The organism is Pseudoalteromonas rubra (assembly GCF_004212645.1).
Classification (GTDB): Bacteria; Pseudomonadota; Gammaproteobacteria; order Enterobacterales; family Alteromonadaceae; genus Pseudoalteromonas; species Pseudoalteromonas rubra_G.
In genome coordinates, this window is record NZ_PPUZ01000004.1 from 126,201 (window position 1) to 145,798 (window position 19,598).

At 47.9% G+C, this 19,598-nt stretch carries 6 protein-coding genes; 1 reads left to right on the forward strand and 5 read right to left on the reverse strand.

Annotated features, from left to right (window positions below; translation table 11 throughout):
• Window positions 1-447 precede the first annotated feature (447 nt).
• From C3B51_RS02240 to C3B51_RS02260, 5 genes are read right to left on the reverse strand one after another with little or no spacing between them, the layout of a single operon-like run.
• The gene (locus C3B51_RS02240; RefSeq protein WP_125718603.1) at window positions 448-2,055 is read right to left on the reverse strand and encodes a cyclic peptide export ABC transporter; all 1,608 of its coding nucleotides are present in this window, start codon (window positions 2,053-2,055) and stop codon (window positions 448-450) included.
• A 3-nt stretch (window positions 2,056-2,058) separates the two neighbouring features.
• Window positions 2,059-3,087, reverse strand: a complete 1,029-nt coding sequence (locus C3B51_RS02245; protein WP_130244024.1) for a TauD/TfdA family dioxygenase — start codon at window positions 3,085-3,087, stop codon at window positions 2,059-2,061.
• Window positions 3,088-3,106: 19 nt separating this feature from the next.
• Window positions 3,107-10,480 (reverse strand): non-ribosomal peptide synthetase, encoded by a 7,374-nt coding sequence (locus C3B51_RS02250; RefSeq protein ID WP_130244025.1) that lies wholly within the window; start codon window positions 10,478-10,480, stop codon window positions 3,107-3,109.
• Window positions 10,477-13,860, reverse strand: coding sequence for a non-ribosomal peptide synthetase (locus C3B51_RS02255; protein WP_130244026.1), 3,384 nt, complete (start codon window positions 13,858-13,860; stop codon window positions 10,477-10,479). Before C3B51_RS02255 ends, C3B51_RS02250 begins: the two co-directional genes overlap by 4 nt.
• The gene (locus C3B51_RS02260) at window positions 13,857-17,033 is read right to left on the reverse strand and encodes a non-ribosomal peptide synthetase (RefSeq protein WP_130244027.1); all 3,177 of its coding nucleotides are present in this window, start codon (window positions 17,031-17,033) and stop codon (window positions 13,857-13,859) included. Before C3B51_RS02260 ends, C3B51_RS02255 begins: the two co-directional genes overlap by 4 nt.
• 328 nt (window positions 17,034-17,361) lie before the next feature.
• Between C3B51_RS02260 and C3B51_RS02265 the strand changes: the two genes are divergently transcribed.
• A complete protein-coding gene (locus C3B51_RS02265; protein WP_130244028.1) occupies window positions 17,362-19,569 on the forward strand; it encodes a winged helix-turn-helix domain-containing protein in 2,208 nt (735 codons plus the stop codon).
• Window positions 19,570-19,598 lie beyond the last annotated feature (29 nt).

Below are 19,598 nucleotides of genomic sequence, written 5' to 3' on the forward strand. Positions count from 1 at the left end.
AATAAAATTACCTGATATTCAGTTTTTGCCCATATCAAGCCTTGTTGAGCAAATCCAGGTCGCTTCGGTAACACTGCAATTTCAGCTGTTTCCTGCGCAGTTCGAAAGACAGGAGCAATACAGCCCGAAGAGTTAGACAGGTCTCAATCGCCAGCTCAGTAAATTGATTAGCGCGCCCTTTACCGCCGTGATGTTGTGTTGCACTGCTCAATCGCATCATCGAAAAACCAAAGCTGGATGTTGCCTCTGGCGATAAGAGCTTTACTGACACCAAACCCCGAAATAATAATACTTTATTTCAAAGATTAGCCTTAGTGTTTGCTTTTGAGATCTGAACGAACCAGACTTAATTTGTTCAATTAGGTAGGAAAAAACGCTGCAGGATATGTGCGAATTGGAAAGTAAAAAAGCCTGATACGCTTTCACATATCAGGCTTTGGATCAAAGTTAAGCGGCAATTCTTGAAATTTCATGTTCCACGATTTGCCCCTCTACCAACTCCACTTGTCTGTCCCCGGTATAGAAGTATTTGTCATCATGGGTAACCGCAATGACGGTTTTTCCTTTCTGCTTCAACCAAGGGATAATCTCTTTATAAAATACGGCTCTGAAGTAAGGGTCCTGATCCGCTGCCCATTCATCCAGCACATAGACTTCTTTGTCTTCCAGTATCGCTGAGATCAGTGCCAGGCGCTTTCTCTGACCTTGTGAAAAGTCAACTGAATCAAACCCTTTACCATCAAAATTCACTTTTTCGTCAAGCGCAAATTTCTTCAGCAGATACGCAACATCATCCTGGTTCACCTGAGCGCCATCATTGTTGATGAGATCTTTATACAGATAAAAATCAGGGAGTACGATGGCCACTTTGTCTCTATACAACGCCAGGTTTTCCTCTGTTACCACATTGTCATCCACTTTCAGGCATCCCTGCTGCGGCCGATAAAGCCCTAGCAAGACATGTAATAACGTTGACTTACCACTACCATTACCGCCTGTGATGTAAAGGACTTCACCTCGATTTACCTTAAGATCTACACCTTTCAGGATGTTCTCTGCCTGTGTATTGTAGCCAAATTCAACCTGGTTAATAGACAACTGCTGCCACGTTGAATACTGTGTGCGGTCACCAAGGTCAGTTAGCGCTTCTTTTTCTTGTGCCACTTTCAACTTATTGATTTTGTTAAGTGAAACATTGGCACGTGTAATGGTTTGCCACAGCCCCATGATGTAACCAAGCGGGCCTGCCAGGAAGGTCAACACGAAAACATAGCTCATCACCACCTGCGTATCCCCGAAGAAATGACCAGACGTCACAGCAGTGCCCAGGATTAGGAAGATGAAAGCTTGGGTAATATTACGGTTAATGTCCCAGGCAAAGCCAAACTTCCTTTCTTTGTCTTTTAGACTTACCAACGCGGTTTTAATTTCATCATTGTGGTACTGCGCTTTACGTTGATTATTCAACACTAGCTGTTTTGCACCATCTAACAAGCCTTTATAGCTTTCGAACATATTGTCTTGCTGTTCACGCATAACCGTCGCAGAAGCCGAAATCTTTTTCATAATGAAGTGGCCAAACAACAGGGCAAACGCAATTACAACGGACATGGTCATAAACATCGACGGCGACAGATACACCAGGTAACCAAAACAACATAACACCAGTAAGACGTTGTAGATAAACGCTGGCATTTCCGCCAATGCCGCTGAAATCGCGTTCACATCATTGGTTAGAACGTTGTAGAGTTTTGATTTTCCTATTTTTTCTAATGGCTCATACTCGGTATTCAGGATCCCGATAACCAAGGATTCACGAACCCGGTTAATCGCTTTAGAGGTATAAAACGATAAAAAATAGCTGGTTGATATCGAACACACGATAAGCAATAAAAATGCACCGGCAAACAACACCATGTTATCTTGCTGGATCCCATCATTACCAATCTCACCGATCAGGTGGAACAATGTTAATGACACCACCGCAGTGAACGAGCTCAATGCACTAGAAATCAGTATGATTTTCTTAAACTTCTTGATGAAATTAAATAACATGGTTTACTCCTCAATAGGCGCTGTGATATTGGTCACGGGTTCACCCATAGACACCAGAATACGACGGTCGCCCTTGTACGGTGAGCGGCCATGAGAGATCAACATATTATCCATCAGCAAAATATCTCCTTCTTGCCACAGGAAGGTGACCGTTGCTTTTTCGTATGCAGCATTAATGTGCTCAATGACGTCATCCGGGATCACGGTACCGTCTCCATACAGAGTGTTATAAGTCAGTGCATCTTCACCAAATTGAGAAACCAGCTCCTTACGGATAATCGGGCACAGGCTCGAAGGATGCCAAAATGCAGCATGGTTGAACCATACGGACTCACCAGTTAGCGCGTGCGAATGAATCGCCGGGCGGACCTGACGGGTACGGATTTGCTGTGCGTTAATAACCTCCAGTTCAACATCCGCGACTTTACAGTATTCAATCACATCTTCAATATCGTCGGTGTTGAAGGCTTTTTGCCAGGTTGGGCCTAACCCATTGCCGTAGTTACGTACCAGCATCCAGCCTTTTTCTGCAAACTCTTGCTTAATATCTTCATCAATATAATCAAGTACTTTACGAACATCTGCGATCGGTGTCGCACCTTGCTCTTCGGCCGCAATCAAACAACCAAAGACAATCCGCATTGGCCATGATTTGATGTATGACAGCTCGTTGTGCTGGGCAATACTCAGTTCTGAAGGAAACTCTGTCGATGTATAGGCCCCTTTGCCTAGGTTTGTTCTTGGAGTCGCACCCTCCATGTATTTCGCCAGTGTCGGGATAAATTCATTGGCACTTTCACGGAATGCCTGCTCATCTTTCATATCAAAACCACGCAGCAAAATGGCACCATACTGTCGCAGATACGCGGCAACTTTCTCTTCATTTTGCGCGATCCAGTCTTTGGGATGACCCAGGCTGTTAACGGGTTCAATCACGATTGGGAATGACGGGCCCTCGGGCAAAAACGACTCATGGGTCATTTGCGCTGTGATAACTGGGGCCGCATTTGCTGTATTGATTGTGTTTAACATTTTTAATTCCTTAATTTTTCTATTTATTTTTTAAAAACTGGGTAATGGATGCTGCTGTCGTTACCACATTGTCGCCAGTCAGCATTGAATGGTGATCACCGGGTACCAATTGCACGGTGAGATCTTGCTTAAAGTAGTTCAGGTATTGCTGCTGATAACGTGCGACCAAGGTGCCACTGTCTTCGGCAACCAGACACAGAGTCTCGGCATGCATCTCGCTCAGCTCAAACGCGTTATAGCTGGCTGACTGAGCCTCATAGAGCGCAATCAGCTGCTGTTTTTGAGACGCTGCCAATGCGGCATACTTGGGCTGCTGTGCTAATTCGTCCGGTGATATCTCGGTGGCCAGATTTTCCATATAGCTATCCAGCAAAATCAGTTTGACCGTATGCCCTTGTGCTTGCAGAGCCTGGGTGACGGCGAATGCTAGCGCGCCACCGAAAGAGTGACCGGCCACCCGATAAGGTGCTGCGCTGTCACGTACTATGGCCTCAGCAATGGCCTGTACATTCTCAGCCAAGCTGGCAAATGGGGTATTCGAATCCAGATTGCCCTGATGGTTAAAGGCTTTAACATTGAATGTAGTCAGCTCATCGCTTAGCTCAGCGAAGTCATAGGCCGTTGCCAGCATGCCCGGAATACAGTAAAGCGTATCTTGCTGTGCCTTCACTTCATTCATCTCAACCAACATCTCTGGCGCGTCGTTATCTGACTCGGAGCTCAAATACGATGCCAGATCCGCCAGCACTGGATTAGCAAAGATGTTTACCAGAGAAACGGTCTGTGCCAGACGTTGCTGTACTTGATCGATCAGCCTTACTGCCATAATTGAGTGCCCACCAAGGTCAAAAAAGCTGGAAGTCACGCTGATCCCCTCAGCATCCAAAGTTAATAGCTCTGCCCAAATCTGAGCCAGAACTTGCTCCGTATGCGTCGTCGGTGCAACATAGTTAGATTGCGATGCCAGGACATCGACAGCGGGCAGCTCACGTCTTGATACTTTGCCATTCGGGGTCAGTGGCCAGTCTTCAACCAGCATAAAAATGTTGGGCAGCACTTGATGCGACAAACTTTTACGCAACGACTGTTTTACCACATTGATAAATGCTTCCTGTTGCGCCTGGGCTATCGGCTGAGCAGGTTTGATATACCCAATCAGCTGCAACGAACCCGCACATTCAGAGGCCATCACCAGCGCAGAGTCGACTCCGTCCAGTCCACTCAAACAGTGCTCAATTTCACCCAGCTCAACACGTAAACCGCGGATTTTAACCTGATGATCGGTGCGGCCCTGATATTCAATCTCACCGTCATGACGCAGCCGTGCCAGATCGCCGGTTTTATATAAAATCTCCGAGCTACCGTGGCGCGTTGCATCAAAATACGGGTTAGCAATAAAGCGCTCAGCGGTCAGTTCTGGTTTATTCAGATAACCCCGAGCCAGGCCGTCACCACCAATGTGTAGCTCTCCTGTTACCCCTTTGGGCACTATGTTGGCGTCTTTATCCAGGATCAGCAGCTGGATGTTGTCAATCGGTTTGCCGATTGGTACACCGGCACTGATATCTGAGCTACAGTCCCAGAAGCTCACATCAATGGCGGCTTCTGTTGGCCCATATAGATTGTGTAACTGGCACTCAGGTAAGGCCGCGCGAAAACCACGTACATGGCTTTGCTGCAGTGCTTCACCGCTACAAAACACCTGCTGTAATGACTGGCAGTGCCTGAAATCTTCATGCTCGAGTATGAGCCCCAGCATCGAGGGGACAAAGTGCAACTTGGTGATACCCTGTTGTTGGATCACACGGGTTAAATAGCCGGGTTCTTTGTGGCCTTCAGGGCGCGCTACAACAAGTTGTGCACCATAAGCCAAAGTCCAGATAAACTCCCACACGGAGACATCGAAACTGAACGGGGTCTTTTGCAGGATTTTATCCTCACAACTTAAGCCGTACTTGTTGTTCATCCAGCGAATGCGGTTGTGCAAGGCTTGATGCTCCACCATGACCCCTTTCGGCTTACCCGTGGATCCCGAGGTGTAAATGACATATGCCAGGTGGCGCGCATCATTGCTACGCAATGGCATATTCTCTTTGGAGTACAATGCAAAGTTTTGTGTCGATGGCAGCAGCTCGCCAAGTTCATCAATTTGCAGCGCCTGGCCATGAAAATCACCTAACAAAGAGGTTGTCGGGCGGTGACACAGCACAATTTCCAGCGCGGCGTCTTCCAGCATATAATCAATCCGCTGTTGTGGGTAACTGGGGTCCAGAGGCACATAAGCACCACCGGCTTTGAGTATGCCCAGAATACCCACCACCATTTCGATTGAACGCTCCACACACAGACCCACCAAAGTGTCCGGGCCAACCGCATGCTGTTGCACCAGGTAATGAGCCAGCTGATTGGCTTTCTCATTCAGCTGTTGATACGTAAGGCTGTGGTCTTCGAATGACACCGCAACATGAGCTGGATGACTGGCAACTTGTTGCTCAAATAAAGTATGAACACACAGCGCTTTATCATAATCCTGCTCGGTATCATTGAGCTCAAATGCCAGGTGTGCAATTTCTGCTTCTGACTGCATTGTCAGTGTACCCGGAGCCTGACTCGACGGCAGCTCTGTCAGCGACTCCAGCAAACGGCATAAGTGCGCATTCAGCCGGGATATCAGCTGCGCATCGAACAGTGCAATGTCGTATATCCAATTAATCGCCAGACCTTGCTCAGTCAGAGACAAGTCAATTGTGAGATCAAATTTCGACTGCACATAATCGACGCTCAATGGAGCAACCTCAACCCCAGGTAAAACCGTTGCAATCTTGTCATCCGGGTTTAGAGCAAAGTCCGTACTGGTGGTCAGCATAATTTGAAACAGTGGACTGTAGGCGGCACTGCGACTGACATTCAAACGCTCCACTAATTGCTCAAATGGCACGTCCTGATGTTGTTGAGCCTGAATATGCACTTGTTTGATGTGCGCAAAGTAATCACTCAAAGAAGCATGATCCGTCTGCGCTCTCAGCACCAGTGTATTGGCAAAAAAGCCCATCAGTGGCGTCAACTCTGATTGCTGACGATTCGCAACCGGTGTGCCAACCACAATATCGCTGCTATTACTATGTCTTGATAGCAGCAGGGCCAGTGCACCATGTAACAACATGAAAGGGGTGACCTGGTGTGCTTTACTCAGGGCCAACAATTTCTGCGCAATCTCAGCAGGTAACTGACCTGTCATACTCGCGCCAACATGCTGTTTAGTCGTTGGCCGCTCCTGCGTCATTGGCAAGCTATGCAGCTCAGGTAACTCAGACAGTTGCGACGCCCAGTAATCCAATTGTGTCTCTAAAACTTCGCCACTCAAATACTCGCGCTGCCATTGTGCATAATCAACGTACTGAATACTGAGCTCGGCCACAGGGACATTACGACCTTCACGGTAGGCCTGATATAAGCTGCTGAACTCACTCTGCAACAGCTCCATTGACCAACCATCCGAGGCGATATGGTGAATATTCAATACCAATATCCCTTCCTCAGTCGCCGTTTTAAGATAGCTTGCACGCAGCATACAGTCGTTTGCCAGGTCAAAAGGAGCAGCCATCAAGGCTGTTACCTGATCTGCCAGTGCCTGCTCAGAGTAACCAGCGGGTACTTGTTCAATGTGCAGCTTGAACGACACCGCTGACATTGGCCGGATCTGCTGTTTCACGTCCCCCTCATGGGCGACGTACACAGTACGTAATACTTCATGACGCGCCACAATATGGTGTAAGGCCTGTTCAGCGGCTTGCAGATCAAATTGACCGCGGATCCGCATCGCCATTGGCATATTATACTCGGCGGAGCTGCCCTGAAACTGATCAATGAACCACAGTCGGCGCTGCGCAAAAGACACTTCATATAACTCTGCATCACGTGGGACGGCTTTGATATCAGGCCGTGCGCTCGCAATGGCACTGCTGGTCAGATATTGCGCCAGTAAATTCAATTTAGTGTGCTCAAAAATCGTTTGTACTGATACTTCGATACCACATTGTTTGCGGATCTCAGAAACCAAGCGAATAGTCAGTAGAGAATGTCCACCCAGGTCGAAAAAGTCTGCGGTCGCGCTGATGTCTGCACTCGATCTATTGAGTAATTCAGCCCAGATATCAACCAGCTGCTGCTCCATGTCTGTCTGCGGTGCAGTGTACTCAGTGCTGTCTGTCAGCACCTCTGTGCTCGGCGCTGGCAGCGCTTTTTTATCCACTTTACCATTGGCCGTCAGAGGCCAGTGTGTCATCAGTACCACAGCTGCCGGCACCATGTAGCCTGGCACCTGTTTGCTTAATTGATTAACAAGCTCGGCGAGGTACTGCGCCTTCGCGCTTTCAGACACCTCTGAGTGCGGCTTTACATAGGCAACCAGCTGCTGGTTACCCTGCTCGTTATGCATCAGTACCGTCGATGAATCGACCATCGTCAGGTTATTTAGTTGCGCTTCTATCTCTCCCAGTTCGACTCGGAAGCCACGAATTTTGACCTGAGAGTCGACCCGGCCAATAAACTCCAGGGTATCGTTTGCCAGATAGCGAACCAGATCACCGGTTTTATATAACTTTGCAGCACTGTGTGGCTCACTGGCATTGTAAAATGGATTGTCAATAAAACACTGTGCAGTCAGCTCAGGGCGGTTAAGGTAGCCCCGAGCCAGGCCATCTCCGCCCACATACAACTCACCCACGGCACCTTTTGCGACCAGCTGTTTGTTGCTGTTGAGCACATACACTTCATCTGACGCCAGTTTTCTGCCAATCGGCACAGCACGCAGTCGGTGCGGCGACGTAAATGCATAGCAAGTTGAAAAGGTGGTGTTTTCTGTTGGCCCATAACCATTAATCAGCGTCAGCTCAGGGAGCGCTTGCTGGACACGCTTCACCGAATCCAGATCCAGTGCATCACCTCCTGCCATCACATATTCAAGCTGAGTGTCCTGCGCAACGTCATGAGACCACTCACGGAACAAGCCTGCTGTCAGCCACATGGCTGTGATACCGTGTCGGCGCACAGTTTCGTTAATGTACTGTGGCGCGTGATGGGCATGCGGGTAAAGAACAACCTGGCCCCCATTGAGCAATGGCCCCCACAGTTCAATGGTTGCTGCATCAAAGGCAATGTTGGCATTTTGCAACATCACCGTATCCGCATTGAATGGCATCACTGCGGCATCTTTTACCAGTCGCACCACATTTAAGTGCTCGGTCATTACCCCTTTCGGCTGACCAGTAGAACCAGAGGTGTAGATCACGTACGCCAGATTGCGCGCGTTAACCTTACTATCGTGGAGACTCAGTTCTGTGCAGGGGTACGCATCCAGTGCGTGAGGCTGATCCAGATCAGCCACGTCATCCAGTGCCATTATGGCACCACTAAAGCCGGCAAAAATGCGGTTCAATTTGTGCTGACTGAGTACCAGCGGTACCTCTGTATCTTGCAAAATATAGTCGATGCGTGCCTGAGGGTAATTCGGTTCTAATGGCACATATCCGGCACCGGCTTTGAGAATTCCTAACAGACCAATCACCATTTCCAGTGAACGGTCAATACACAAACCAACCAGCTGATCGGGCTGGAGCTGATAACTTTGCTTTAAATAATGCGCCAGCTGATTGGCACGTTGGTTCAGCTGCTGATAAGTCAGGCTGTTATCCTGGTATACCACAGCAACTTTATCAGGGTGTTGTTGTGCCTGCTGTTCAAATAATTGATGCACGCAGTGTGTTTTTTCATAGTTTACCTGCTTGGTGTTCAACACCTCTACCAGATGTTTTTGTTCTTGTTCTGTTGGTACATGCAGGCTTGCCAGGTCAACCTCATCAAGCTGTCCTTCAAGGTCACTGACCTTGGTAATTAGACTCGCTAACTGATCACCCAGTAAAGTAATGTATGCTTCGCTAAAGAGACTAGTGTCATAGACCCAGCTCATCTCCAGCCCCTGTGCAGAGAAAGAAAACTGTACATCGATATCGAATTTAGTCGTCAGTACATCTGATTCCACACTACGGATAATGAGTCCCTGGATCTCGTGGTCTTTACCCTCAACTCCGGTTTCTACTCCAAAGTCGTTATTAATCGTCATCATCAACTGTAATAACGGGTTATAGGCCGTGCTGCGAGGTAGTTTAAGCATGTCAACCAATTGCTCAAACGGCACATCCTGATTCGCCAGCGCATCCAGATGAGTCTGTCGAATGGCAGCAAAATACTCTGCCAGGGTGTTATAGTCAGTATGCGCACGCAGTACCAATGTGTTGACGAAGAAGCCGATCAAGGGCTCCAGTTCAGACATAGATCGTGACGACACAGGCGTTCCGATCACGGTATCGTGGTTATTGCTGTGGCGAGCAATGATCAGCGCCAACAAGCTATGCAACAGCATAAATGGGGTCAACTGCTGACTACGAGCCAGTGTTTCCAGATTACTTGCCACTTGACTTGAAAGCTGCCTGACCACGCGTTGTGCTGCATTTTGCTTCACAGCAGGACGCGGATAGTCCAATGGCAGGCTGTGCAGCGGCGCAACCCCCTTAAGGTGTTGCTGCCAGTATGATAGCTGAGATGCCTGTACCTGCGGAACCTGATAGGTTTGCTGCCAGTGCGCATAATCTGCGTACTGAATCGCCAGAGGCGGAAGCGGCGCTTCCCCTCCACGCGACAGTGCCTCAAAGTTCAGTAAGAACTCTTTACTGAGGATATCTTTAGACCATCCATCAAATGCGATGTGGTGCATATTTAAAAACAGCACCGCTTTGACCGGCTTGCCAGCGACTTTTTGCAAAATCGCCAGCCCTCCACGTAGAGTCAGATCCTGACTCAACGTGAAGCTCGTTAACTGATCAGCATGCAGCAATGCCTCGACGGCTGCTTGCTGTTCACATTCCGGTGTGACGCTCAGGTCATGCACTGTCAGATTAAATGTAAAGTCTGTCAGTATCTGCTGTACCGTTTGCTCTTCACGTTTCAGATACACCGTTCTGAGTATTTCATGGCGTTCAATAACGAGGCCAATCGCACGCTCAATCAGCGTAATGTCCAACTCCCCTTCCAGTTCCAAATGCAGCGGCATGTTGTATTCCGCGCTACCACCATTGAGGTGGTCAATGAACCACAAACGCTGTTGCGCTGAGGAAAGGGGTAAGTCGCCCCCGCGACTTACCGGTGTAATAGTATTAACCTGCTGGCCCGAAAAAGCCGCAATGTAGTCAACCAGCTCAGGTTTGTTAGCACGTAACAAGGTGATGAGCTCGTCGCACAAGGCGCCTTTGTCACCCAGAATCTCCAGGTCCTGTCCATTGGAGGTTAGGTGTAACCCCCGGACAGCGCACATATCAATGATGGTCTGAACACTCATATTACGATCCTTTCTGAAGGGTCAGAACTTGACTGATGCTGCGACGCGGCTAGCACCTGACGCTGTTTTTCCTGCCATTCACACTGACGGGCAAGACCACGGATTGTGGGAGCTTCCATCAAGGCCTTCAGCGGCAACTCGATCCCCAGTTTCTCGCGACATGCACTGGCAAGCCTAATCCCCATTAGTGAGTGACCACCCACTTCAAAGAAATTATCCTCAACACTGATCTGATCTTTACCCAGCAGCTCCTGCCAGATCCCCTGGAGCTTGGCTTCCATCTCAGTTTCAGGCGCAAAATAATCCTGTTGCTGAGCGGTTTCTTCATACAGCGCGCGTAATTGCTTGGTGTCACGCTTACCATTACCGGTTACAGGCATTTCATCCAGCAACACAATGTCAGCAGCGACCATATAAGTCGGCAGGCGTGACTTCATGTGCGACAGGGCAGCCTGCTGTACCGGCTCATCACCAACGATATAAGCCACCAGCTGCTCATTCACGACCAAAACTGCAGCATCTTTGACAATATCCAGCTCTTTAATGGTGCACTCAATCTCTTCTAATTCAATACGATAGCCACGCAGTTTGATCTGGAAGTCGTTGCGGCCGATGTACTCCAGTTTGCCATTGTTCATCCAGCGCGCGATGTCGCCGGTTTTATACAAACGCCCCAACGTTGCGTGTTCGATAAAGGCACGTTCGGTCAGTTCAGGGTTTTCAAAATACCCCGCAGCGACCCCGGCACCACCGATGTAAAGCTCACCTTTCGCACCTGTTGGCATCAACTGTTGCGCATCATTCATAACATACAACTGGACATTCGGAAGTCCGGAGCCGATAGTCGGCTTCGTACTATTATCAATGTCTGCAAACGTCGCGTTGACCGTACATTCTGTCGGACCATACACATTTAACGAGAATGCCTCACGATCCTGGTAATGTGCGGCAATGTCTTTCCACAGCTGGGCATCTATCGGCTCACCGCCTATTAAAGTAGATGGCAGGGCTATGCCCGTTGCTTTACTCTCTTGCAGTAATAGCGACATCAAGGATGGGGTTGTATCAAGCAGCTCAATGTCGTTGTCCTGAATGTAATTGATCAGGAATGACGTGCTGCGTCTTTGTTCTTCGGTGATCAGGTGTAACTCCACACCAAATGCCAGCTGCGTGATGGCCTGAACAGATGCGTCAAACACCACTGGAGCATTCCACAACCAGTTGTAGCTACCATCAAGCCCACGTTCTGCCAGGATATGTTGCATAGCGTGACTGAGGTTAGTGAGGTTTTTATGCTGTACTGCCACCCCTTTTGGTTTACCCGTAGACCCTGAGGTATAGATGATATAAGCGATGTCCTCTGCACCTGGTACACTCGCAGGTAGCTCACTGGACGCCTCAGTAAACCAGGCTTCTGGCGCGTCAAGGTCCAGCGTAAGAACAGTGCTATCAGCCTTGTCCAGCGTAAGCGGGCGTGATGCCAGGACCACATCAATACCAGCCTCATTGGCAATATAGTTCAATCGCGCTTCAGGTGCCGATGGGTCCAGTGGTACATAAGCTGCGCCAGACTTTAGAATGCCCAGCAAAGCGACCAGCATTTGCGGACCACGCTCAAAACATAGGCCAACCGGCTGATTACCTGACACTCCCATGCTCTGCAAATAGTTGGCAACCTGGTTAGCACGCTCGTTTAGCTGCTTGTAACTCATCATCGACCCCTGGAAGGTCAATGCCGTTGCATCTGGATTCAGTTGCGCCTGCTTATTGAAGGCATCCACCAAAGTGTTGGCCGGGAAGTCATGACTCAACGTCTTATCCCAAGGGGTTTCGCTGCTGGCGTTAACCAAAGACAGTTCATCAATCGGTAATTCGCTATTACTCAGTGCTGAATCAAGCAATGCTTCGAAAGACTTGCTCAGTGAACAAATGGTATTGTGCTCAAATAAGTCTGTCTGATATTGCCACGACAGTTCAATCTCACCACCTTTGGTTTCAATCGCTTCAAGTGATAGATCAAAGTGGATAAAGCCCTCAACACGACACATAGACATTTTCAGGTCAGGCAGTATAAAGTCTGAACTTTCATGGTTTTGCAGTACAAACCATACTTGGAAAATAGAGTTGTATGCCGCACTACGCTCTGGGTTGATCTCTTCTACTAATGCATCATAAGGCAGATTCTGGTGTTCAAATGCATCCAGAATATGCTTTCTGTTTTGCGCAATCAGCTCAGCAAATGTCGGGTTACCACTACAGTCGGTGCGCAACGCCAGGTTGTTGAGGAAAAACCCGATCAATGCCTCTGTATTTTGGTGCATACGTCCTGCAACCGGGGTACCCATCACGATTTCTGACTCGTTGCTCCACTTGCACAAAGTCAGTGCATACAGTGTTTGAAGTGCCATGAACAAAGTAATGTTATTGGCCTGACAGAATTGCTTTAAGCGCGATGTCAGATCTTTATTCAACACATTTTGCACCGACTGACCCAGGATATTACGTTGCTCCGGACGCGGATTGTCCAGCGGTAAATTATGTAGTGGCGGTGCGTCTTCCAGGCGATCCACCCAGTACTGCATTTCACGCTCATACACTTCACCTTGCATCCAGTCACGCTGCCAGAAAGCAAAGTCTTTATATTGTACTTCCAGACTTTCCAGTTGCGGTGTTGTGTTGGTGACATGGGCACGATAAAGCTCATTAAACTCTTTAATGAAAATACCGATCGACCAACCGTCTGAGGCAATATGGTGCATGCTAAATGCAGCGTAATGCGTCTGCTCATCTACTTTCATGATCATGGCTTTTAGCATCGTATCATCGGTCAGATTAAACGGTTTTTGTGCAAACTCCGCCGACAGTTTAAATGCCTGTTCAACCGCAGCCTCTTTATCTTGCCCGCTCAGGTCCAGCAACGGCACGTCGGAGCTATAGTGTGCACGTACAACCTGCTCACAGCTGCCATCGCTATTTTCTACATACACTGAACGCAGTACTTCATGGCGGGCAATGATGTGCTCAATGGCATATTCAAAGGCTGCTAAATTTAACTCTCCTTCCAGCAGGAAAGGGGCTGACATATTGTGTTGTGATGTACCATTTTCAATGCGATCCATGACCCACAAGCGTTGCTGTGCAAAAGAAAGCGGAATTGGCCCTGTTATTTCCGATTTTTTTAATATCTGGCGCTGTAAACCCTGCTCTTTCTTTTTAAATGATTCAATCATTTCAATGAGTTCAGCTTTGTTGTCACGCAACAGGCTGATCATCTCATTGCTGACTCCTTGTTTTGGCGCATCAATCTGTAAACTGCCGTCCTCAACGGAGAGCTGTATACCCTGTTCCAAACATAAATTAATGATTTCTATTGTATTCATACTTTGATCCTTACGTTATCTTGTGGTGTTGGCGATTGTGTACAAATTTGTTCTATGACACGCTTTTCGGCTAACGTGGTGTCTATTTTGGTTGCAATTGCGCTGATAGTGGGGTTTTCCATAAACTCCGCGAGTTGTAGTTCTGTAGAGAAGCGCTCCCGACAAGCACTGGTTAAACGGATGGCCAGCAAGGAGTGCCCGCCAATGTCAAAGAAGTTGTCATCCAGACCAATGTCTTCTTTGCCTACCAACGACTGCCAGATTGCCTGAACGGCCTCTTCCGTCTCTGTTGCAGGCCCTTCACGGCGTGTCTGTGTCTTATTTATTTCGAATTTTTGTAAAGACTTACGGTCTTTTTTGCCATTGGCATTACGTGCTATCTGCTCAACGAACTCCAAATGTTGAGGTCGCATGTATTCAGGGAGTTGCTCAGACAGGAAACTGTTGATTTCATTGCTGCTGACCGACTCAGAAACGATAAAGGCCACCAGTTGCTCAGATTTCACGATGACGGCAGCGTCCTGCACGGCTTGATGCGTACACAGCACTTCCTCAATTTCCTCCAGCTCGATGCGATAGCCACGCAATTTGATTTGATCGTCTTTGCGCTTGAGGTAATGCAATGAGCCATCACTGTTCAGACTCACCAGGTCACCGGTTTTATATGACCAGCCCTGAGCATCGTCGTAGAAGTATTGTTCGTCGGTCGCAACCGTGTTGTTGAAATAGCCTGACGCGATTTGCGCACCAGAGAGCACCAGCTCACCCGCAACTCCTATGGGTAGTCGGCTGTTCAGGTTGTTGACTACGGTTGCCTTCACGTTCGGCAGGCAGCGACCAATGGTTGGTTGTGATGCGTCCTTCAAATCGGCATAAGTGGAGTTAACCGTTCCCTCAGTTGGGCCATACATGTTAAGCGTAAAGGTGCCATCCAGCTGATTTTGTTCAGCCAGCTTGCGCCACAAAGACCGACCAATTGCTTCGCCCCCGACCAACAGGCTCGGCAACTTAATGCCCTGGGTTTGCGCTTCACTTAGCAATAGCTCAACCAGAGACGGCGTAATATCCAGCAGAGCTATCTGGTTATCGTTCAGGTACTGTACGAGCTGTGTAGGTTCAGAACGCTGCGCATCACTCAATAAGTGTAACTCGACACCAAAGGCCAGTTGCGAGAGCGCCTGAATCGATGCGTCGAAATATGCGGGCGCATTCCAAGCCCATTTATAAGCGCCCTGAAGCCCTTTTTCTGCCAAGATGTGCACCATCGCGTGCATAAAGTGAGTCAGGTTAGCCTGTGTGACCACCACCCCTTTTGGTTTACCTGTCGAGCCCGAGGTATGAATAATATAAGCGGCCTGCTCAGGACGAGTGGTTAGTTTCAGATCCGCAGTGTCGTAACGGTCTAACCAGGAGTCGTTCTGTGCCCCATCAACCAGAGTAGAAGTGATTGATGGCGGCAATTTAACCAGCAAGTCAGACTCTGTAATGATCACTTTTTGCTCACCACCTATGGCAATGTCCTGGAGACGCTGTGCGGGCACCTTAGGGTCCATAGGCACAAAGGTTGCGCAGGCTTTTAAGGTGGCCAGTTGCCCAATTACCAAGCCTATCGAGCGTGATACACAGATCCCAACATTGTCACCCGGCTGAACACCGGCTTTAAGTAATCTGTTTGCGAGCTGGTTAGCCTTGGCATTCAATGCCTGATAGCTCAATCTGTGATCACCAAATACAATTGCGATGTCGTCTGGTGTCGTCGTCACACGCTGTTCAAACAGTGAAATAAAATCCGTCTGCGTATCAACAGTCAGATTTGCCGCATTAAGTGCCTGATAGGCCTGCTCATCCTGCTGTGTACTCAATATCATGTCTTCGAGCGCCAGCTGAGGATTATGCCTTACCTGATTAAGGATCAAGCGCACCCGAGACAAAATGGCAGCAGCCTCTTCGGTTTTAAAGAATGCCCGTCTGGCTTCAATTTGGATCTGTACATTTTGCTGGCCACTAAACTCACATAAATGAAACTTCAAAGGTGGCTGCTGTCCGGTGCGCAGTGAGTGGATCTCTAAATCGAGCTCATTGTCTGGAATGTCAAATTCAGCTTTGTAGTAGTTAAAGTTGATATCCGTCAGGCGCTGTATGTGCGGCTGCCTGTCACGTACCTGCTGGATGGCATGACTCAGAGGGAACTTTGTATGCTTTATTAAGCCTCGGGTTTGCTCACCTATCTGTGTCACCAGCTGTGCAAACGTCATCTCTTTACTACATGTCAGGAACAGCGGACTCATGCTGGCAAAACAACCGATGATGTTCTTGGCTTTGCCGCTACGGTTATGAAACGGCAAACAAATGGGGAAGTTATCAATGCCACTGGTGTTATAGAAGTAGCTATATAAAGCAGCAAGAAATAACTGATGAACACCACATCCGAGCTGCTTTGCCATTTCAGACAAGGCATCATATTCAGCCAAATCAATGTTTTCTTTAACCAAGAAGGTCGGTGTTTGCTCATCAGTAACGCGATATTTAGGTTCAATAATCGGTTCAATAGGCGTACTGAGTTGTGTTTCCCAGTATTCTTTCGACTTTTTATAGGCGCGACTGGTCAGGTATTCGCTCGACACCGCCGTCAGATCTATGAAGTCCCGGGAGTATGTCACTTCCCCTTCCAGCAACCCCATACACAGGGCGTTATAGGTGCTGAAAATGTTTTTCGCTAACAAACCATAGCTTAAGCCATCGAAAATCAGATGATGTGCGAAGCCAACCCAGATTGAGTGTTGTTCTGCAATTTTGATGATATGAAAGCTATATAACCCATGCTCACTCAGGTCGAACGTCTGTTGCAGTTGTTCATGGATCCACTCAAATGCTGATGCTTCTGGATCTGCCAGATGCGAAAAATCATGACATTGAAACTTGCTTGGCGTTTTGCGATAAGTTTGTGTGATCTCTTCGTCATTTTCCTCGAAGGCCAAATGAAATGCATCTGAATGGGCTGTGACCCGCTCCATTGCCGCTACAAAGATCTCCGTATCCACTGCATTGCGGATATGAATATAGCCACCAATTGTATATTCACTTGAATTGGGCGACTTTGCCTGGTCGAGATATATCTCCATTTGAGAAGAGGTCAATGGGATCTTCTCCAGCTCCTGAGTGTCATAGTTCATTATTATTGTCCTTCGTTGAAACTTGCCTAATTAAAAAACGTCCTACCGAATAACCTTGAGGCATTCCAAATAATTCATTTTTGGAAACGGCCCGTTTAAACTACAATCTGTATTCCTCATTTATTGATAAATATAAAAGCGACTCACCAATGACTGAATAACGCAACGGGATGTACTATTAATCTCAACAAATGAAAATTTGTAACGGTATCTGGTAACATGGAAGCATAGTGGCGGAACGAAATTTAAAGAGCAAAGCACCAATCATGACCTTTCGTTAGCTTTTTTTCAGTCATGAATAGTCACACAGAGAAAAAACCTTAAGCACATGAAAAGTAACAATAAAAATATCAAGGAGTGGCTCAATGGACGTAAATGTAAAGTGGGCAAATACACGATCAACTTCAAACAAACCAGCCTGGAAGACGGCGATGAGGTGATCAAACTTGAGCCATTAACGATGGAGTTGTTGTGTTATTTGGTAAATTGTCAGGGTCGATATGTAGGACAAAGGGAATTGCTGGAGCATGTCTGGGAAGGCCGGGTAGTTTCAGATAACGCAATAAGGCGCGTCGTCAATAAACTACGTAATGCACTGGGCGATGACGCCAAGTCTCCACAGTACATCAAAACCGTGCCGAATAAAGGCTACTTACTCATCGCCTCGGTGGTCTATTCTGCAGCGCCTAATGAACAAACAGCTAACCCAGCGGCACAGAACATTCCAGACGACGGCACCGCTGATATCACCCAGACTCTGCCTGAGTCTCAGGCCCCTGCTTCAGTCCCTGAAACACCAAACCAAGCAAGCCGGTTCACCCGGTTTGCCCTGCTGACGTTAGCTGTGACCACACTCATACTGGGCGCCAGGTTTATCACCACCAACAGCCAGACCCCAAATGAACAGGCGCAGCGATTTATCAGTATTCCGGGAGAAACACTCTTTGCGGATTACAATGACACCAAGCAGGTCACCGCATTTACTAACCGTAAAAACCCCGAAAGTCATTACCAGCTATACCTAAAAAGAACGGACAGTGACATCATTCAAAAGCTCACGCAGGCACCACATAATCATCTAGCGCCCAAATGGTCTAAAGACGGTGACAAGCTCGCTTACATCAGACAAACAGGTACCAGCAGCGAGATCATTGTTGTTTCATTTGATGACACCATGAACATAGAGACGTCAGACGTAGTCGCACAATATGACTCGGTTCAGGCTAACCTGTTGTGGGGGCCAGAAGACAAACAGCTCTACTACTCACACCAGCTGTCTGAGCGAGCCCCATTTGCTCTCTATGCGCTGAATCTCTCTACTAAAGAGAAAAAACAAGTGACTTTTCCAGAAAGTGACACCTGGGGAGACTACCACGCACGCTTTTCAAACAATGGAAGATTACTAGCAGTACTGAGATATATTGGCTCTGGTAAAGTGGAGCTGCGCTTACTGGATCTGGAAAAAGGTAAGGTGCGCTCCAGTCGTTATCTGAATTCAACCCCCCTGTCATTGGTTTGGGACAGCGCCGATCGGCATGTACTATTTACACATGACGGCGTGGCATATCGATACAATATCGACAGCCAGCAACTCGAGCAGTCTCAGATAGCCGACGATAATGTGATTGCATATACAGATACCTGCAGTAAAGATTGCTTACTCGCCTTACGCAAGCAGCCAAACACCGTCAGTGTTCTGGAAATACAAAACCCCTATAACGCCCCGGCAACCCCCGTCACCATGTTTGAATTTTCAAGTAACTTCAAACATAAAGGCCACCCAATTTACGCCAACGATCCGAGTAACGTGTACTTCAGAACAAAAATTGAGGACATTAACCAGATAGTCCAGGTCTCTACTACTGGCGAAACAAATATTCTTACTGATTTCCAGCAAAATGAAAATATTTATGATTTGGCCTATAACCCGCATGCTCATGCCATAACGGGCCTGATTGACGACAGAGTGTTTATCCTTGATCTGCACACCACACAAATCGATTATGTGACAACGCAGATGGAGCAATCGAGCCGTCCCAATTGGAGTGCCGACGGAAGCGCAATATATTACACTCGCGACGAACACTCAGCACCTATCATCATCAAATATCATCTTACTCAACGCACTAAGACTCCAATGTTCCAGGGCGCAATTGAAGTCAAAGAGGATCAGGATGGCAGCGCTTTATATGTACTGAGTAAAGACGCTACTTTGCGCGGCTATCAGAGTAATAAGCTGTCCACTGCGACGTTTGAGCACAAAGTGCCAACCTTAACTTATATCTCCTGGCATATTTTCGACGGCGCTCTGTATTACACTTATTCAGATGGACAGTATCATCTCGCCAAAGTCGACCTGGCCTCTCAGACATTCAGCCACAAGCCACTGCTCACTAACGCCAATTATGCCAAATTCAGTATTCACCCCAGCGGTAAAAAACTCCTGCTGAAAAAGGAGACCGAGGCCAATGGTGAAATCATCAAGCTGCCTGCAGACATGACCTGGCATACATATGAGCACAGTATCAGCGAATAGTCCGAATCGACATCAGTGGCGCTTTTAGG

Excerpts from the sequence above, each read along its gene's own strand:
- C3B51_RS02240 (WP_125718603.1), bottom strand. The coding sequence starts at position 2,055 with ATGTTATTTAATTTCATCAAGAAGTTTAAGAAAATCATACTGATTTCT.
- C3B51_RS02245 (WP_130244024.1), bottom strand. The coding sequence starts at position 3,087 with ATGTTAAACACAATCAATACAGCAAATGCGGCCCCAGTTATCACAGCG.
- C3B51_RS02250 (WP_130244025.1), bottom strand. The coding sequence starts at position 10,480 with ATGAGTGTTCAGACCATCATTGATATGTGCGCTGTCCGGGGGTTACAC.
- C3B51_RS02255 (WP_130244026.1), bottom strand. The coding sequence starts at position 13,860 with ATGAATACAATAGAAATCATTAATTTATGTTTGGAACAGGGTATACAG.
- C3B51_RS02260 (WP_130244027.1), bottom strand. The coding sequence starts at position 17,033 with ATGAACTATGACACTCAGGAGCTGGAGAAGATCCCATTGACCTCTTCT.
- C3B51_RS02265 (WP_130244028.1), top strand. The coding sequence starts at position 17,362 with ATGAAAAGTAACAATAAAAATATCAAGGAGTGGCTCAATGGACGTAAA.